We start from the raw sequence: 16257 nt of genomic DNA on the forward strand, positions 1-16257 counted from the left end.
GCTCGGGACCCGAACGGTCCCGAGCCGGCCGCCCGTCCTATGCTGGCCGGCATGACGCGTGAGCCCGAGCAGCAGACCGGCGCCGGGGAACCGGACGGCTACCAACGCCTCTGGACGCCCCACCGGATGGCCTACATCCAGGGCGAGGGAAAGCCCACCGGGCCCGGGGCGGGCGACGGTTGCCCGTTCTGTGCGATCCCCGGACTGGGTGACGAGGAGGGGCTGGTCGTCGCCCGCGGCGAGCACGTCTACGCCGTCCTCAACCTCTACCCCTACAACTCCGGGCACCTGCTCACCGTGCCGTACCGCCACGTCGCCGACTACACCGACCTGACCGGCCCGGAGACCGCCGAACTGGCGGAGTTCACCAAGCGCGCGATGCGGGCGATCCGTGCCTCGGCCGGCCCGCAGGGATTCAACATCGGCCTCAACCAGGGCGACGTCGCGGGCGCCGGTATCGCGGCCCACCTCCACCAGCACGTGGTGCCCCGCTGGGGCGGCGACGCCAACTTCATGCCGGTGGTGGGGCAGACCAAGGTGCTCCCGCAACTGCTCGCCGACAGCCGCGCGGCGATCGCCGCCGCCTGGCCGGCCTGAGGCGACCGCCCCGCGGCCCCGGCGTGCCGGGGGAGAGACCGAGACGGCCGGCGGCCCGGGGGCTGCCCCCGCGGCCACCGGCCGTCCCTCTCGTACGGTCGGTCTCACATGCCGTACTCGTCCGCCTTGCGCGGCTCCACCGCCTGCACCGCGCCGCTCAGCCCCGAGGCACGGGCCTTGAACTGCGAGACGTCCACGTTGTTCTCGGCCAGCACCTTGATGGCGGCCTGATGGGCGACGCGCAGTACGGGCGTCGCCACCCGGAGCGCGTCGTCCGCCATGAACCGGTGCCGCCACGGCTTGGTGGCCCAGACGTGCCGGACGCCGAACGGCTCGGGCAGGCTCATCTTCCCGCCCAGCTCGTCGAGCTTCTTCGGGTTGAAACGGGCCAGCGGGGCCCGGGCCGCCAACCGCACCGTCTCCTTGGCGTCCACCAGCGGCAGGCTCTGCGAGATCTTCGTCCACGGCTTGACCGGGTTGCGGTAGCTGCGGCTCTTGCCCGCCGGCTTGCCGTAGAACCACGGGTGGGTCGGGCCCAGCGCGTGGCCGTTGACCTCGATCCGCAGCGTCCGGTGCAGCACCGTCACGCTGATCAGCATGGTGATGACCAGCCCGCCGTCCCACAGCACGAACTGCACCCCGAGGTAGTGCCGGTCGTTGCTGTCGAACTGCTGCTCGTTGCAGATCCGCTGCACCTCGATGGCGTTGATGCTGTAGGCCTCGACGTTCGGGCCGTCGGGACGCGAGACCGCGCCCGCGCCCTCCCCGACGTGCCGCACCACCCAGTGCTTGATCTCCGGCGGCGACTTGAAGCCGCCGGTGTGCACCGGGGTCCGCTCCAGCATGCGGAGCTGGTCCTGCATGGCGCGCACGACGTCCCAGCTCCGGAACGGGTCGATGTCCTTGCCCGCCTCGGCCGGCACCAGATCCTCCGCCAGCTGCCAGCTGCCCCAGCGCACGCCCATGCCGAGGATGCCCTCGGGGCCCGCGTAGTACGCGACGTTGGACTCCTGCTCCGCGGCGATCTTCGCCAGCCCCAGCCGCAGCCGCTCGGCCTCCGCGTCGTTCGGGTTCTGCGGGACCGCCTCGGGGATCTTCGCCCCCGCGCCGCCGCCGCCGGCGAGGTTGGCCCAGTGGGCCCGCAGGTTCTGCGCCGCCTGCTCGCTGATGCGCTTGGCCCACAGCCAGCCGATGATCGGCGCGGGCAGCACCAGCCACACGTACAGCTGCAGCAGGCCGTTCACCGGCAGTGTCACCACCAGCAGGACCGCCAGCACGGCGAGCGCGATGAGCGCCGCCGTCCCGATCGCCCCCGCGCGCTTGTCTTTCGAGCCGGCCAGCGTCCGGCGGGCCTGGAACAGGCCCAGCCAGACCAGGACGCCGGGCAGGAAGAGGACGCCGCACACCAGCATGATCAACGTCAGCCGGTTGTCGCGCTGCGTCCGAATCCGCTTGGCGGCGATCGCGTGCTCCACCACGGTGTGGGGCTCCACACCGAAGGACTGGATCAGCGGCTTGCGGTCGGAGGCGAGCATCCGTGTCTCCACCGCACGGGTGAAAGCCTCACCCAGGTTCGGTTCCAGCAGCGAGATCTTCGGATCGCTGACCGCGGCCTTGCCGTTCGGGTCCTTGATCGACTTGGCCTCGCCGTCCCGGTAGGCGGTCGCGGCCAGCGCCGAGCCCGCCGCGGTCTGGCCGTGGCCGGCACCCGACAACGGCACCTGCGCGCCGGGGCTGAAGTCGAAGTCCACCCCCACCGAGCGTTTGAGCTCCTCCAGGCCCGCCATCGGTACACCCCCAGCTCGGGATCGGTTCACGTCCGCGTCCGGTCGGCCCCAACGGCCCCCGCGCGAACGGGGGTCGGCCGCCGGCCCCGACGAACCGGGCACGGCACCAGACCAGGGTAGCCGCGGCGGGCCGCGCGCCGGGCTGATCGCACGAAGCCCGTCCGGAACCGACCGGAACCCGCCCCCGCTCCGCCCCCTCGCGGGCTGCGCCGCCCCTGCCGCCCGCTCCCCGGCCCCTTCCTCGCCCCTGTTCCGCCGCCCGCCCGGTGAGCGCCCGGCGACCCCGCCCGTCCGTCCGCTGGCTACGATGGGGCCGCCGGTGGCCGAACGACCACCCGGCCCGCCCCGAGCTGTTGGGAAGACCATGCTCAACAAGTACGCGCGTGCCTTCTTCACGCGTGTCTTCACCCCCCTCGCCGCGCTGCTGATCCGGCTGCGCGTCAGCCCGGACGTGGTCACCCTGGTGGGCACCGGCGGAGTGATGGCGGGGGCCCTGGTCTTCTACCCGCGCGGCGAGTTCTTCTGGGGCACCGTCGTCATCACCCTCTTCGTGTTCTCGGACCTGATCGACGGCAACATGGCGCGGCAACTGGGCCGTTCCAGCCGCTGGGGCGCGTTCCTGGACTCGACGCTCGACCGGCTCGCCGACTCGGCGATCTTCGCCGGGCTGGCGCTCTGGTACGCCGGGCGCGGCGACGACCTCCTCCTCTGCGGCGTCGCCATGTTCTGTCTCGCCTCCGGCCAGGTGGTCAGCTACACCAAGGCGCGCGGCGAGTCGATCGGCCTGCCGGTCAGCGTCAACGGGCTGGTGGAGCGCTCCGAGCGGCTGGTCATCACCCTGGTCCTCACCGGCCTCTCCGGCTTCACCCTCTTCGGCGTGCCGCACATCCAGGTGCTGCTGCCGGTGGCCCTGTGGGTGGTCGCCGTGGGCAGCCTCGTCACTCTCGTCCAGCGCGTGGTGACCGTCCGCCGGGAGTCGGCCGAGGCCGACGCCGCCGAGGCGGCCCGACTGGAGGCCGCGGCACAGGAGGCGGCAGCGGCCGGCAACGCCCGCCCCACCGACCCGGCCGAGGACCCCCGCGGCGCCGACGGCGGTGAGCAGCGATGAGGGAACAGCTGGCGGACACGCTGTACGGCCTCGGTTGGTCCTCGGTCAAGCGGCTCCCCGAACCCGCCGCCGCGGCCCTCGGCCGTGCCACCGCCGACGCCGCCTGGCGCCGCCGCGGCCGGGGCGTGCGGCAGCTGGAGGCCAACCTGGCACGGGTGCGCCCGGGGTCGACCGCCGACGAACTGCGCGAGCTCTCCCGAGCCGGCATGCGCTCCTACCTCCGCTACTGGGTGGAGTCGTTCCGGCTGCCCGTGTGGTCCGAGGACCGGGTCCGCACCGGGGTCCACGTCCACGAGATGTCACGGGTCACCGACACGGTGGCGCAGGGGCGAGGCGTCGTCCTGGCGCTGCCCCACATGGGGAACTGGGACCTCGCCGGGGCCTGGCTGGCCGGCGCCGCCGACCTGCCCTTCACCACCGTCGCCGAGCGGCTGCGGCCCGAGACCCTCTACGACCGGTTCGTCGCCTACCGCGAGGGGCTGGGGATGGAGGTGCTGCCGCACACCGGCGGCTCCGCCTTCGGCACCCTCGCCCGCCGGCTCCGCGCCGGCGGCGTGGTCGCGCTCGTCGCCGACCGCGACCTCTCCGCGTCCGGGGTCGAGGTCGACTTCTTCGGCGAACCGACCCGCATGCCGGCCGGGCCCGCGCTGCTCGCCCAGCAGACCGGCGCCGCGCTCTTCCCCGTCACCCTCTGGTACGACACCACCCCCGTCCTCCAGGTGCGTGTCCACGACCCCGTCGAGGTCCCGGACGAGGGGACCCGCGCGCAGCGCGGCGCCGCGATGACCCAGCGGCTGGCCGACGAGTTCGCCGCCGGCATCGCGCGCCACCCCGAGGACTGGCACATGCTGCAGCGGCTGTGGCTGAGCGACCTCGCCCGGGGAGGGACAGCGTGAGGATCGGCATCGTCTGCCCCTACGCCTGGGACGTCCCCGGCGGCGTCCAGTTCCACGTCCGCGACCTCGCCGAGCACCTCATCCGCCTCGGCCACGAGGTGTCGGTGCTCGCCCCGGCCGACGACGAGTCAGGACTGCCCGCGTACCTGGTCTCCGCCGGGCGCACCGTCCCGGTGCCCTACAACGGGTCGGTCGCCCGGCTGAACTTCGGTCCGCTCTCCGCCGCGCGGGTCCGCCGCTGGGTCCTCGACGGCGACTTCGACGTGCTCCACGTCCACGAGCCGGCGGCGCCCTCGCTGGCGCTGCTGACCTGCTGGGCGGCGCGGGGACCGATCGTCGCGACCTTCCACACCTCCAACCCCCGCTCGCGGGCGATGATCGCCGCCTACTCCATGCTGCAGGCGGCGCTGGAGAAGATCAGCGCGCGGATCGCCGTCAGCGAGTACGCCCGCCGCACCCTCGTGGAGCACCTCGGCGGTGACGCCGTCGTCATCCCCAACGGCGTCGACGTCGACTTCTTCGCGCGCGCCGACACCCGGCCCGAGTGGACCGGCACCCCCGAGGCCCCGACCATCGGCTTCGTGGGGCGGATCGACGAACCCCGCAAGGGACTGCCCGTCCTGATGCGGGCCCTGCCCGAGATCGTGGCGCAGCGCCCGGGCACCCGGCTCCTGGTCGCCGGGCGCGGCGACGCCGAGCAGGCCGTGGCCTCGCTGCCCGCCCGTCTCCGCGACCACGTGGAGTTCCTCGGCATGGTCAGCGACGAGGACAAGGCGCGCTTCCTGCGCTCCGTCGACCTCTACGTGGCACCCAACACCGGCGGTGAGAGCTTCGGCATCATCCTGGTGGAGGCGATGTCCGCCGGGGCGCCCGTCCTCGCCAGCGACCTGGACGCCTTCGCCCAGGTCCTCGACCAGGGGGCCGCCGGCGAGCTCTTCGCCAACGAGGACGCCGACGCCCTCGCCCGCGCCGCCGTCCGGCTGCTGGGGGACCCGGCCCGCCGGGACGCGCTGCGGGAGAGCGCCTCCGCCCACGTGCGCCGGTTCGACTGGACCACGGTGGGCGCCGACATCCTCGCGGTGTACGAGACCGTCACCGAGGGCGCGGTCGCCGTCGCACCCGACGAGCGCACCACCCCGCGCGGGTAGCCTGTCCCCTCGTGACGACCCTGATCATCATCTGCGCCGTACTGCTCCTGACGGGGGTCTACCTCAGCTGGACCGCGGGCCGCCTCGACCGGCTCCACACCCGGATCGACGCCGCCCGGGCCGCGCTCGACGCCCAGCTGCTGCGCCGGGCCTCCGTGGCGCAGGAGCTGGCGACCTCCGGCGTCTTCGACCCGGCCGCCTCGATGGTGCTCTACCAGGCCGCCCACGCGGCACGGCAGGCCGAGCCGGACCACCGCGAGGTCGCCGAGAGCGAGCTGAGCCAGGCGCTGCGGGCGGTCTTCGGTGAACCCGGCCAGGTCACGGCGGTCCGCGAGGCGCCCGGGGGAGCGGAGGCGGTGGCCGAGTTGGGCGCCGCGGTACGCCGCGTCCCCATGGCACGGCGGTTCCACAACGACGGGGTACGTGCCGCGCGGGCGCTGCACCGCCACCGCAAGGTCCGCTGGTTCCGCCTCGCCGGCCACGCGGCGTTCCCCCTGGCCTTCGAGATGGACGACGAACCGCCCGCGGCGCTCGCCGCCCGCGCCGCGGACCCGGGAGCCGCCCGGGGCGCCTGACCGGGGCCAAAGTCCCTCGCGGGCGGTCCACCGCTCCCGGATTGGCCCTTTGCGGCAGGGGTCGGCGTCCGCTTTCATCGTGGACGGACCGGTTCCCGTCCGCGCCCCCGGCACCCGGTGGGCGGCCACCGCGGGCCACCGGTCGCGGGACGCGTCGGCCGGACTCCGGCGGGCGCGCCACCGGCACCCGACAACCGACGAGAGGTCGCCCCGTGTCCACCACGCCCCCCAGCACGTCCGACGCCACCACCGGTACCGCCGCCGAGACCGGCACCGCGCGGGTCAAGCGCGGCATGGCCGAGCAGCTCAAGGGCGGCGTCATCATGGACGTGGTCACGCCGGAGCAGGCGAAGATCGCCGAGGACGCCGGCGCGGTCGCGGTGATGGCGCTGGAGCGGGTGCCGGCCGACATCCGCAAGGACGGCGGCGTCGCCCGCATGTCCGACCCGGACATGATCGAGGGGATCATCGAGGCCGTCTCGATCCCCGTCATGGCCAAGTCCCGCATCGGCCACTTCGTCGAGGCCCAGATCCTCCAGGCGCTCGGCGTCGACTACATCGACGAGTCCGAGGTGCTGACCCCGGCCGACGAGGTCAACCACAGCGACAAGTTCGCCTTCACCACCCCCTTCGTCTGCGGCGCCACCAACCTGGGTGAGGCGCTGCGCCGCATCGCCGAGGGCGCTGCCATGATCCGCTCCAAGGGCGAGGCCGGCACCGGCAACGTCGTCGAGGCGGTCCGCCACATGCGGCAGATCCGCGGCGAGATCGCCCGGCTGCGCGGCTACGACCGCAACGAGCTGTACGCCGCCGCCAAGGAGCTGCGCGCCCCCTACGAGCTGGTCGCCGAGGTGGCCGCGCTCGGCAAGCTCCCGGTGGTGCTCTTCTCCGCCGGCGGCGTGGCCACCCCCGCCGACGCCGCGCTGATGCGGCAGCTCGGTGCCGAGGGCGTCTTCGTCGGCTCCGGCATCTTCAAGTCCGGCGACCCGGCCAAGCGCGCCGCGGCGATCGTGAAGGCCACCACCTTCTACGACGACCCGAAGGTCATCGCCGACGCCTCCCGGGCGCTGGGCGAGGCCATGGTCGGCATCAACTGCGACGACCTGCCCGACAGCCAGCGGTACGCCGACCGCGGCTGGTGACCCCGGCCACCGGCCGCGCCGCCCGCTGACGGCGACGCGGCCGGCCCCGACGCGACCGACCCCGGCGGGCGGGCCGTGCCCCGGCACGCCCCGCCCGCCGCACCCGTTCCCGAAAGGCCAGCCGTGACCATCCCGAACCCCGCCGATGCCGTGCTCCGCCCCGCTGTGGGGGTGCTCGCCCTCCAGGGCGACGTCCGTGAACACCTGGCGGCGCTGACCGCCGCGGGCGCGCGGGCGACGACGGTCCGACGCCCCGAGGAACTGGCCGCCGTCGACGGCCTGGTGATCCCGGGCGGCGAGTCCACCACGATCTCCAAACTGGCGGTGGCCTTCGGGCTGATGGAGCCGCTGCGCGACCGGGTGCGCGCCGGGCTGCCGGTCTACGGCTCGTGCGCGGGCATGATCATGCTGGCCGACGGCATCCTCGACCCCCGCTCCGGGCAGGAGACGGTCGGCGGCATCGACATGGTCGTGCGACGCAACGCCTTCGGGCGGCAGAACGAGTCCTTCGAGGCGGAGATCGCTCTCGCCGGCATCGAGGGCGGCCCGGTGCACGGCGTCTTCATCCGCGCCCCCTGGGTCGAGTCGGTCGGCGCCGGGGCCGAGGTGCTGGCGTCCTACGAGGGCCACCCGGTCGCCGTGCGGCAGGGTCCGCTGCTCGCCACCGCCTTCCATCCCGAGCTGACCGGGGACACCCGGGTGCACCGGCTCTTCACCGACATGGTGGCGCTCGCCGCCGGGGCACCGGACGTCGCGGGCGAGGCCGCGGGAGCCGGGCGGTAGGATTCCGGTCCCGGTACTGTTGGTGACTGTGAAGGAGCGAGGCTGTGTCCGGCCACTCTAAGTGGGCAACCACAAAGCACAAGAAGGCCGTGATCGATGCCAAGCGCGGCAAGCTCTTCGCCAAGCTGATCAAGAACATCGAGGTCGCGGCGCGCACCGGCGGGGCCGACCCCGACGGCAACCCGACACTCTTCGACGCCATCCAGAAGGCGAAGAAGAGCTCGGTGCCCAACAAGAACATCGACTCCGCCGTCAAGCGCGGCGCCGGGATCGAGGCCGGCGGCGCCGACTACGAGACGATCATGTACGAGGGCTACGGCCCCAACGGCGTGGCCGTGCTCATCGAGTGCCTCACCGACAACCGGAACCGCGCCGCCTCCGACGTCCGGGTCGCCATGACCCGCAACGGCGGTTCGATGGCCGACCCGGGCTCGGTCTCCTACCTCTTCAACCGCAAGGGCGTCGTCGTCGTGCCCAAGAGCGGCCTGAGCGAGGACGAGGTCCTCGGCGCGGTCCTGGAGGCCGGCGTCGAGGAGGTCAACGACATCGGTGACTCCTTCGAGGTGCTCAGCGAGGCCGGCGACCTCGTCGCCGTGCGCACCGCGCTCCAGGAGGCGGGGATCGACTACGACTCCGCCGAGGCGAACTTCGTCCCCACCATGCAGGTGGAGCTCGACGAGGACGGCGCGCGCAAGATCTTCAAGCTGGTCGACGCGCTGGAGGACAGCGACGACGTGCAGAACGTCTTCGCCAACTTCGACGTCTCCGACGAGGTCATGGAGAAGGTCGAGGCCTGAGAAGCCGGCGGCACCCGCGGACCACGGGCGGCACGCCCGGCGCCCTGACCGGCGCCGGGGGCCGCCCGTCCGTGGTGTCCGGGCCGGTCCGCCGCCCGGCCGTCGCCGCCCCGTCCGCACCCGCCGGTCGCCCGTCCGCCGCCGGTCGCGCCCGGCGCGTGACACGGCCCGGCCCGCTGCCGCTCGCTGTCGGTGGGGGCCGGTAGCCTGCTCCAAACAGGCCCGAGAAGGAGGCGCGTTGCGAGTTCTGGGGGTCGATCCCGGCCTGACCAGGTGCGGTGTCGGGGTCGTCGAGGGCGAGGCCGGCCGACCGCTACGGATGGTCGGCGTCGGAACGCTCCGCACGCCCGTCGAGGCGGACGTCCCGGAACGGCTGCGGCTCCTGGAGGTCGGCCTGGAGGAGTGGTTGGAGACCCACCGACCCGAACGCGTCGCCGTGGAGCGGGTCTTCAGCCAGCACAACGTCCGCTCCGTCATGGGCACCGCCCAGGCCAGCGCGGTGGCGATGCTCTGCGCCGCCCGCCGCGGCCTCCCGGTCGCCCTGCACACCCCGAGCGAGGTCAAGGCCGCCGTCACCGGCAGCGGCCGAGCCGAGAAGGCACAGGTCGGGGCGATGGTCACCCGGCTGCTCCGCCTGACCGAACTGCCCCGGCCCGCCGACGCCGCCGACGCCCTCGCCCTCGCCATCTGCCACATCTGGCGGGCACCCGCCCAGCACCGCCTCGCCCACGAGACCGCCAGGGCCCGGACCGCCGCAACCCGTCTCCCGAAGGGCGCCCGTTCATGATCGCCTCCATCCAGGGCACCGTCGCCGCACTCGCACCGGACGCCGCCGTCGTCGAGGTCGGCGGCTTCGGGGTGAGCGTCCAGTGCGGCCCGGGGACCCTCGCCTCGCTGCGGCTCGGCGAGAGCGCCCGGCTGGCGACCTCGCTGGTCGTGCGGGAGGAGTCGCTGACGCTGTACGGCTTCGCCGACGATGACGAGCGGCAGACCTTCGAGCTGCTGCAGACCGCCAGCGGGGTCGGCCCCCGGCTCGCGCAGGCCATGCTCGCGGTCCACACCCCGGACGCGCTGCGCGCCGCGGTCGCCGCGGGGGACGAGAAGGCCCTCACCGCTGTCCCCGGCATCGGCAAGAAGGGGGCGCAGAAGCTGCTGCTCGAACTCCGCGACCGCCTGGGCGCCCCCACCGGCGGCCCCGTCCGGGCCCCCGCCGCCGCCCGCGGCCCGTCGCCGTGGCAGGAGCAGCTGCACGGCGCGCTGGTCGGGCTCGGCTACGCCCCGCGCGAGGCCGACGAGGCGGTCACGGCCGTCACCCCCCGTGCCGAGGCGGAGGCGGCCGAGGGCCGGACCCCGGAGACGGGCGCCCTGCTGCGGGCCGCCCTCCAGTCGCTGGGCCGCCCCCGCTGACGCGCCCGGCGCCCGACCGTGCGCCCCGCCCGCAGCCGTCCGCCACCGTCACCTCCCGACCGCCGAGCCCCGAGGAACCCCGATGATCCGCACCTCCCCACCGGCCGCCCGCCCCTGCCGGGGGGTGCCGGCATGAGCGCGGAACCCGGCGGGGAGCGGCTCGTCGACCACGAGGCCGACAGCGAGGACCGCGCGGTCGAGGCCGCGCTCCGCCCGCGCCAGCTCGGCGAGTTCATCGGCCAGGAGCGGGTCCGCCAGCAGCTCGACCTGGTGCTGCGGGCCGCGCGGGAGCGCGGCGCCACCGCCGACCACGTCCTGTTGTCGGGGGCGCCCGGTCTCGGCAAGACGACGCTCTCGATGATCATCGCCGCCGAGATGGGCGCCCCCATCCGGATCACCTCCGGCCCCGCGATCCAGCACGCCGGGGACCTCGCCTCGATCCTCTCCTCGCTCCAGGAGGGAGAGGTCCTCTTCCTCGACGAGATACACCGCATGTCGCGGCCGGCCGAGGAGATGCTCTACATCGCGATGGAGGACTTCCGCGTCGACGTCATCGTCGGCAAGGGACCGGGGGCCACCGCGATCCCGCTGGAGCTGCCGCCCTTCACCCTCGTCGGCGCCACCACCCGCGCCGGGCTGCTGCCTCCGCCGCTGCGTGACCGGTTCGGCTTCACGGCGCACATGGAGTTCTACGCGCCGGCCGAGCTGGAGCGGGTCGTGCACCGCAGCGCCGGCCTGCTGGACGTGGAGGTGGACCCGGCCGGAGCCGCCGAGATCGCTGGGCGGTCGCGCGGCACCCCCCGGATCGCCAACCGGCTGCTGCGTCGGGTCCGGGACTACGCCCAGATCAAGGCGGACGGCTCCATCGGCCAGGAGACGGCCTCGCGCGCCCTGGAGGTCTACGAGGTGGACCAGCGCGGGCTGGACCGGTTGGACCGCGCGGTGCTGGAGGCGCTGCTGAAGCTCTTCGGCGGCGGGCCGGTCGGGCTGTCGACCCTGGCGGTCGCGGTGGGGGAGGAGCGCGAGACGGTGGAGGAGGTGGCCGAGCCGTTCCTCGTCCGGGAGGGGCTGCTCGCCCGGACGCCCCGCGGCCGGGTCGCCACCCCGGCCGCCTGGGCGCATCTCGGTCTGACACCGCCCGCGCAGCAGGCCGGGCAGCCCGGTCTCTTCGGCGGCTGAGCCGGCGGCGGCGCCCGCCCGTCGCACGGTGAGGACGGGCGGGCGGTGGCGGCCGCGGAGGTCGCGGCCCGGCGACTTCCCGGCCACGGTGGTAACACGATCGCGCTTCGGGAACCCCGGCGTGTGTCCGCGACGTTGTTCCCCTGGTGAAGCCTCGCTTAGACTGCGCCGACGCCACCCCCGACGAGTGGTGATCCCACCCCAGACCAGGTCGAACGCTCGACGCTCGGCCGCGCTAAGGAATGTCCTCCGCCGTGGAACTTCTTCTTCCGTTCATCCTGCTCATCGGTGTCATGCTTCTCATGACCCGATCGGCCAAGAACAAGCAGCGCCAGGCTATGGAGATGCGCAATTCCATGGAACCCGGCACCGGTGTCCGTACGATCGGCGGTCTCTACGCCATGGTCGTCGAGGTCCGCGAGGACGCCGTCCTGCTGGAGTCCGAGGACGGCTCGCAGCTGCTGTTCGCCAAGAACGCCATCGGCGCGGTGCTGGAGCCCGAGGAGTACGAGCGCATCCTCAACGGTGACGACGGTTACGACGCCGAGGACGCCCCGGTGGTTCCCGACGACGCCTCCTCGCTGACCGGCACCGACGACGAGCGTGACGCCTCCGACGAGCGCCGCATCGGCCTCGAGAAGGACGGCGACGCCGAGGGCACCCCGAAGCCCGAGGGCACCGATTCGCAGGACGCCCCGTCCACCGGGACCGAGGACACCAAGTCCCCGGGGTCCGCCCGCGACGGCGAGAACGGGTCCAAGCCCTGACCGCACACTGACGCCGGCTCGCGGGCCGGCGTCAGTGCCGTAGGTCATGCCCATTCATCCCGTGAACCGTGCCGCCACCACCGGGCGCGGTGCCGTTGGACAGAGAGAGACGAAAAGGTGGCTGGACCCAACCAGGGCCTCAGGTCTTCCCAGAAGAAGGAATTCAGGTCCACGCAGGCCAAGCCCGGCCGCGCGCTCCTCCTGATCCTGCTGCTCGCCGTGATGCTCACCGGCGGCATGCTGCTTTCCGGGGAGAAGTCCCCCCGGCTGGGAATCGACCTCGCCGGTGGCACGAGCATCACACTCACCGCCACGTCCGACGCCCGCAACGAGGGCGCGGTCAACTCGACCAACCTCAACACCGCCGTGGACATCATCGAGCGCCGTGTCAACGGCCTCGGTGTCTCCGAGGTGGAGGTGCAGGCGCAGGGCGACCGCAACATCATCATCAACATCCCCCAGGGCACCGACGAGCAGCAGGCGCGCGAGCAGGTCGGCACGACCGCGCAGCTCGGCTTCCGTCCCGTCCTGGATGCCCAGATGGTGGGGCAGCCCGGCGAGGAGCTTCCCGAGGAGGAGGAGCCGCCGGCCGAGGAGGAGGCCGAGACCGACGAGGGCGCGGACACCCCCTCGGACGACCCCGAGGGCGAGGAGTCCGAAGAGGGCACCGGGTCCGACGGCACCGGGTCGAGCGACAACAGCCTCCCCGAGTTCTCCGCCCCCGGCGCCGTGACCGGCGCCACCCAGGCGGCCTTCCGCACCCAGGACGACTCCACCGAGGAGCCCGCCGACGAGGAGTCCACCGAGGAGGAGCCCGCCGAGTCCACCGAGGACGGCGCCGAGCAGCCCGGTGGTCTCGGGGCCCAGCTCGCCGAGCTGGACTGCACCACCGTCGAGGCGCGGCTCGCGAGCAGCAACGAGAACGCGGCCATGGGCGACGAGGAAGCCATCGTGGCCTGTGACTCCGAGGGCCTGGTGAAGTACGAGCTCGGTCCGGTCGCGGTCCCCGGCACCGACGTCAGCTCCGCCGACTCCGTCTACGACAACCAGTCCGGACAGGGCTGGATCGTCAACATGGAGTTCAACTCCGCGGGCGCGACGAAGTTCGCGGACATCACCAACGAGCTGCGTACCCAGATGCAGCCGCGCAACCAGTTCGCGATCACGCTGGACGGCGAGGTCGTCTCGGCGCCCCGCGTCAGCGAGCGGCTCGCGGGCGGTTCGGCCACCATCTCCGGCACCTTCGACGAGGAGTCCTCCGGGGAGCTCGCCAACATCCTGAAGTTCGGCGCCCTCCCCATCAGCTTCGAGGAGGGGAACTACAGCACCATCTCCGCCTCGCTCGGCGGTGACCAGCTCAAGGCCGGTCTGATCGCGGGCGGCATCGGGCTGCTGCTGGTCTTCGGCTACCTGCTGTACTACTACCGGGCGCTCTCGCTGGTGGCGATCATCAGCCTCGCCGCCATGGCCTACCTGACCTACGCGATCATGACGTTGCTGGGTCCGGCCATCGGGTTCGCGATGAGCCTGCCCGCCATCTGCGGTGCCATCGTCGCCATCGGTATCACGGCGGACTCGTTCATCATCTACTTCGAGCGCATCCGCGACGAGGTGCGCGAGGGCCGGCCGGTCCGCGCCGCGATCGAGCGGGCGTGGCCCCGTGCGCGCCGCACCATCGTCGTCTCCGACGTGGTCTCCTTCCTGGCCGCGATCGTGCTGTTCCTCGTCTCCGTCGGCTCGGTGCAGGGCTTCGCCTTCGTGCTCGGCCTGACGACGGCGCTGGACCTCATCATCGTGTTCCTGCTGACCAAGCCGCTGGTCACGCTCGCCGCGCGTCGGCCGTTCTTCGCCAAGGGGCACAAGTGGTCCGGGCTCGACCCGAAGCGGTTGGGCGCCCGTCCGCCCATCCGGCGCTCCACACGCCGCCCCACCACCGTCCCCGCCGAACCGAAGGAGGCATGAGATGGCACGGCTGAGCACGCTCGGCGCCAGGCTGTACCGTGGCGAGACCGCCTACGACTTCGTCGGCAAGCGGAAGTTCTGGTACGCCATCTCCGTCCTGCTCGTCATCGTCTCCCTGACCGGTCTCGGGGTGCGCGGACTCTTCCTCGGCGTCGAGTTCCAGGGCGGCGCGGTCTACAACACACCGGACAGCAGTTCACTGACGGTGGAAGAGGCCCGGGAGGTCGTCCGCGAGACCGTCGACCAGGAAGCGCGGGTGCAGACCGTCGGCGACAGCGGGGCGCTGCGCATCCAGGTGACCGACCTGGAGACCGAGCAGTCCGACGTGACGCGCGCCGCGATCGCCGACGCCGCGGGCGTCCCGGTCGAGCAGGTGGACGCGGAGCTGGTCGGCCCCAGTTGGGGCGAGCAGATGACCGAGAAGGCATTCCAGGGCATGATCATCTTCATGGTCCTGGTCTGCGTCTACCTGGCCATCACCTTCGAGTGGCGCATGTCGTTGGCGGCGATGGTCGCCCTGCTCTTCGACCTGATCATCACCATCGGGGTGTACGCCCTGGCGGGATTCGAAGTGACACCGGGGACGGTGGTCGGTCTGCTGACCATTCTCAGCTACTCGATCTACGACACCGTGGTCGTCTTCGACAAGGCGCAGGAGAAGACGGCGGACCTGGAGAAGCAGTCCCGGTTCACCTACGGGGAACTCAGCAACCAGGCCGTCAACGCGACGATCGTGCGCTCGATGAACACCTCCATCACCGGTGCGCTGCCGGTGGCGGCGCTGCTGTTCATCGGCACCGGCCTGCTCGGTGGCGGCATGCTGAAGGACATCGCGCTGCCGCTGCTGGTCGGCCTGATCGCCGGCACCTACTCCTCGCTGTTCATCGCCGTCCCCGTGGTGGTGGACTTCAAGCTGCGGGACCCGGCCATCCGCGGCCACGAGCGCAACGTCCTGGCCAAGCGCGCGGAGCGTGGCGGCAGCGCGCCGTCGCCGGCCGCCGGCCAGCCCAAGAGCGGGCTGCCCGGCCAGGGCGGCGAGGACCGCACGGAGGAGGAGGCGGACGCCGCGGCGCACGCCGCCGCCACCGGGCAGGTCACCGTCGAGCGCCGGCAGCCCGTCTCCCGCGGCCGCAACCGCGGCCGCCCGTCGGGGAAGCGCCGATGAGCGGGGTGGAGACAGCGGCTCCGCTGGCCGGCGGTGACCGCGAGCTGCTCCTCAACGGCATCCGGGACGTCCCGGACCACCCCAAGCCGGGCGTGGTGTTCAAGGACATCACCCCGTTGCTGGCCGACCCGCGCGCCTTCTCGGTGCTCACCGACGCGTTGGCCGCCGCGGTGACGCGCCACGGCGCCACGGCGGTCGCGGGGCTGGAGGCGCGAGGGTTCATCCTCGCCGCCCCGGCCGCGCTCCGGGCCGGCGTCGGCTTCGTCCCCGTCCGCAAGGCGGGGAAGCTGCCCGGCGAGACGGTGGGGGAGAGCTACGAGCTGGAGTACGGCACCGCCGAGGTGGAGCTCCACGCCGACGCCACCGGCCCCGGGGACCGGGTGCTCGTCATCGACGACGTGCTGGCGACCGGCGGCACCGCCGAGGCGTCGGTGCGGTTGATCCGCCGGACCGGCGCCGAGGTCGTGGGCGTCACCGTGCTGCTGGAGCTGGGGTTCCTCGGCGGTCGCGAGCGGCTGCTGGAGACCCTGGACGGGACTCCGCTGGAGTCGCTGATCACCGTGTGAGCCGGGGCCGGCGCAGTCGCCGGTCCGTGCGAGCCGCCGAGGGGCGTGCGACCGATCGGTCGCACGCCCCTCGGCGTGTCCGGAGCGGGGCGTCCGGACCGGCCCGTCACTCTCTCCGCCGTGCGGCCCGCCGCTGACCGGGAACGCCTCCTTCCGGAACGCCCCGCACATGCCCGGACACCCGGCGCGACACGCCGTCCCGCCGGGCGGCGAACCGGCCCGCGCAGGCGCCCGGCCAGCCCCGTCGGACGGGCCGGGCGTGCCCCGCGGTCGCTACCATGGCAGTCCGATCGTCTCCCGGGAGTGCACTTGCCAGACGAGCCCACACCGCGCACCCCCGCCGGGCGGCCCCAGGGCGAGCAGGCCCGGGTCCGCGCC

General features: G+C 73.3%; 16 protein-coding genes. 15 read left to right on the plus strand and 1 reads right to left on the minus strand.

Annotated elements, in window-relative coordinates:
- Nucleotides 1-39: 39 nt before the first annotated feature.
- Nucleotides 40-597 carry an HIT family protein gene (locus tag HCN56_RS08225; RefSeq protein WP_167968838.1) on the plus strand — a complete coding sequence of 186 codons (558 nt, stop codon included), beginning with the start codon at nt 40-42 and terminating at the stop codon, nt 595-597.
- Nucleotides 598-701: 104 nt separating this feature from the next.
- On the opposite strand, the gene HCN56_RS08230 is transcribed toward HCN56_RS08225, so the two are convergent.
- Nucleotides 702-2384 (minus strand): AbeC-like domain-containing protein, encoded by a 1683-nt coding sequence (locus HCN56_RS08230; RefSeq protein WP_167968839.1) that lies wholly within the window; start codon nt 2382-2384, stop codon nt 702-704.
- 307 nt (nt 2385-2691) lie between these two features.
- Here HCN56_RS08230 and pgsA point away from each other — a divergent pair, with 307 nt between their 5' ends.
- The 14 genes from pgsA to HCN56_RS08300 all read left to right on the plus strand — a co-directional run bounded on the left by pgsA (nt 2692) and on the right by HCN56_RS08300 (nt 15879).
- The gene (gene pgsA, locus HCN56_RS08235) at nt 2692-3492 is read left to right on the plus strand and encodes a phosphatidylinositol phosphate synthase (RefSeq protein ID WP_167968840.1); all 801 of its coding nucleotides are present in this window, start codon (nt 2692-2694) and stop codon (nt 3490-3492) included.
- The gene (locus tag HCN56_RS08240; RefSeq protein ID WP_167968841.1) at nt 3489-4388 is read left to right on the plus strand and encodes a phosphatidylinositol mannoside acyltransferase; all 900 of its coding nucleotides are present in this window, start codon (nt 3489-3491) and stop codon (nt 4386-4388) included. The genes pgsA and HCN56_RS08240 overlap by 4 nt, the downstream gene beginning before the upstream one ends.
- The gene (locus HCN56_RS08245; RefSeq protein ID WP_167968842.1) at nt 4385-5536 is read left to right on the plus strand and encodes a glycosyltransferase family 4 protein; all 1152 of its coding nucleotides are present in this window, start codon (nt 4385-4387) and stop codon (nt 5534-5536) included. The genes HCN56_RS08240 and HCN56_RS08245 overlap by 4 nt, the downstream gene beginning before the upstream one ends.
- Nucleotides 5537-5547: 11 nt before the next feature.
- A complete protein-coding gene (locus tag HCN56_RS08250) occupies nt 5548-6111 on the plus strand; it encodes a hypothetical protein (RefSeq protein ID WP_167968843.1) in 564 nt (187 codons plus the stop codon).
- Nucleotides 6112-6323: 212 nt separating this feature from the next.
- A complete protein-coding gene (pdxS, locus tag HCN56_RS08255) occupies nt 6324-7253 on the plus strand; it encodes a pyridoxal 5'-phosphate synthase lyase subunit PdxS (RefSeq protein ID WP_167968844.1) in 930 nt (309 codons plus the stop codon).
- A gap of 123 nt (nt 7254-7376) precedes the next feature.
- Nucleotides 7377-8036: a pyridoxal 5'-phosphate synthase glutaminase subunit PdxT gene (pdxT, locus tag HCN56_RS08260; protein ID WP_376770854.1), complete on the plus strand. Its 660-nt coding sequence runs from the start codon at nt 7377-7379 to the stop codon at nt 8034-8036.
- Nucleotides 8037-8080: 44 nt separating this feature from the next.
- Nucleotides 8081-8833 (plus strand): YebC/PmpR family DNA-binding transcriptional regulator, encoded by a 753-nt coding sequence (locus HCN56_RS08265; protein WP_167968845.1) that lies wholly within the window; start codon nt 8081-8083, stop codon nt 8831-8833.
- 238 nt (nt 8834-9071) lie between these two features.
- Nucleotides 9072-9620 carry a crossover junction endodeoxyribonuclease RuvC gene (gene ruvC / locus HCN56_RS08270; RefSeq protein WP_167968846.1) on the plus strand — a complete coding sequence of 183 codons (549 nt, stop codon included), beginning with the start codon at nt 9072-9074 and terminating at the stop codon, nt 9618-9620.
- The gene (gene ruvA / locus HCN56_RS08275; RefSeq protein WP_167968847.1) at nt 9617-10240 is read left to right on the plus strand and encodes a Holliday junction branch migration protein RuvA; all 624 of its coding nucleotides are present in this window, start codon (nt 9617-9619) and stop codon (nt 10238-10240) included. Before ruvC ends, ruvA begins: the two co-directional genes overlap by 4 nt.
- Nucleotides 10241-10372: 132 nt before the next feature.
- Nucleotides 10373-11419: a Holliday junction branch migration DNA helicase RuvB gene (gene ruvB, locus HCN56_RS08280; RefSeq protein ID WP_167968848.1), complete on the plus strand. Its 1047-nt coding sequence runs from the start codon at nt 10373-10375 to the stop codon at nt 11417-11419.
- A 242-nt stretch (nt 11420-11661) separates the two neighbouring features.
- Nucleotides 11662-12186, plus strand: a complete 525-nt coding sequence (gene yajC / locus HCN56_RS08285) for a preprotein translocase subunit YajC (RefSeq protein ID WP_167968849.1) — start codon at nt 11662-11664, stop codon at nt 12184-12186.
- 117 nt (nt 12187-12303) lie between these two features.
- Nucleotides 12304-14148, plus strand: coding sequence for a protein translocase subunit SecD (gene secD, locus HCN56_RS08290; RefSeq protein ID WP_376770855.1), 1845 nt, complete (start codon nt 12304-12306; stop codon nt 14146-14148).
- 1 nt (nt 14149) lies between these two features.
- Nucleotides 14150-15313 carry a protein translocase subunit SecF gene (secF, locus tag HCN56_RS08295; RefSeq protein ID WP_167968850.1) on the plus strand — a complete coding sequence of 388 codons (1164 nt, stop codon included), beginning with the start codon at nt 14150-14152 and terminating at the stop codon, nt 15311-15313.
- Entirely contained in the window at nt 15310-15879 is a 570-nt protein-coding gene (locus HCN56_RS08300) for an adenine phosphoribosyltransferase (RefSeq protein ID WP_167968851.1), read from the plus strand. The genes secF and HCN56_RS08300 overlap by 4 nt, the downstream gene beginning before the upstream one ends.
- Nucleotides 15880-16257: the final 378 nt, after the last annotated feature.

Origin of the sequence: Streptomyces lonarensis (assembly GCF_012033735.1) — a bacterium.
GTDB classification, from domain to species: Bacteria; Actinomycetota; Actinomycetes; order Streptomycetales; family Streptomycetaceae; genus Streptomyces; species Streptomyces lonarensis.

Excerpts from the sequence above, each read along its gene's own strand:
- HCN56_RS08225 (WP_167968838.1), top strand. The coding sequence starts at position 40 with ATGCTGGCCGGCATGACGCGTGAGCCCGAGCAGCAGACCGGCGCCGGG.
- HCN56_RS08230 (WP_167968839.1), bottom strand. The coding sequence starts at position 2,384 with ATGGCGGGCCTGGAGGAGCTCAAACGCTCGGTGGGGGTGGACTTCGAC.
- pgsA (WP_167968840.1), top strand. The coding sequence starts at position 2,692 with ATGGGGCCGCCGGTGGCCGAACGACCACCCGGCCCGCCCCGAGCTGTT.
- HCN56_RS08240 (WP_167968841.1), top strand. The coding sequence starts at position 3,489 with ATGAGGGAACAGCTGGCGGACACGCTGTACGGCCTCGGTTGGTCCTCG.
- ruvA (WP_167968847.1), top strand. The coding sequence starts at position 9,617 with ATGATCGCCTCCATCCAGGGCACCGTCGCCGCACTCGCACCGGACGCC.
- ruvB (WP_167968848.1), top strand. The coding sequence starts at position 10,373 with ATGAGCGCGGAACCCGGCGGGGAGCGGCTCGTCGACCACGAGGCCGAC.
- yajC (WP_167968849.1), top strand. The coding sequence starts at position 11,662 with ATGTCCTCCGCCGTGGAACTTCTTCTTCCGTTCATCCTGCTCATCGGT.
- secF (WP_167968850.1), top strand. The coding sequence starts at position 14,150 with ATGGCACGGCTGAGCACGCTCGGCGCCAGGCTGTACCGTGGCGAGACC.
- HCN56_RS08300 (WP_167968851.1), top strand. The coding sequence starts at position 15,310 with ATGAGCGGGGTGGAGACAGCGGCTCCGCTGGCCGGCGGTGACCGCGAG.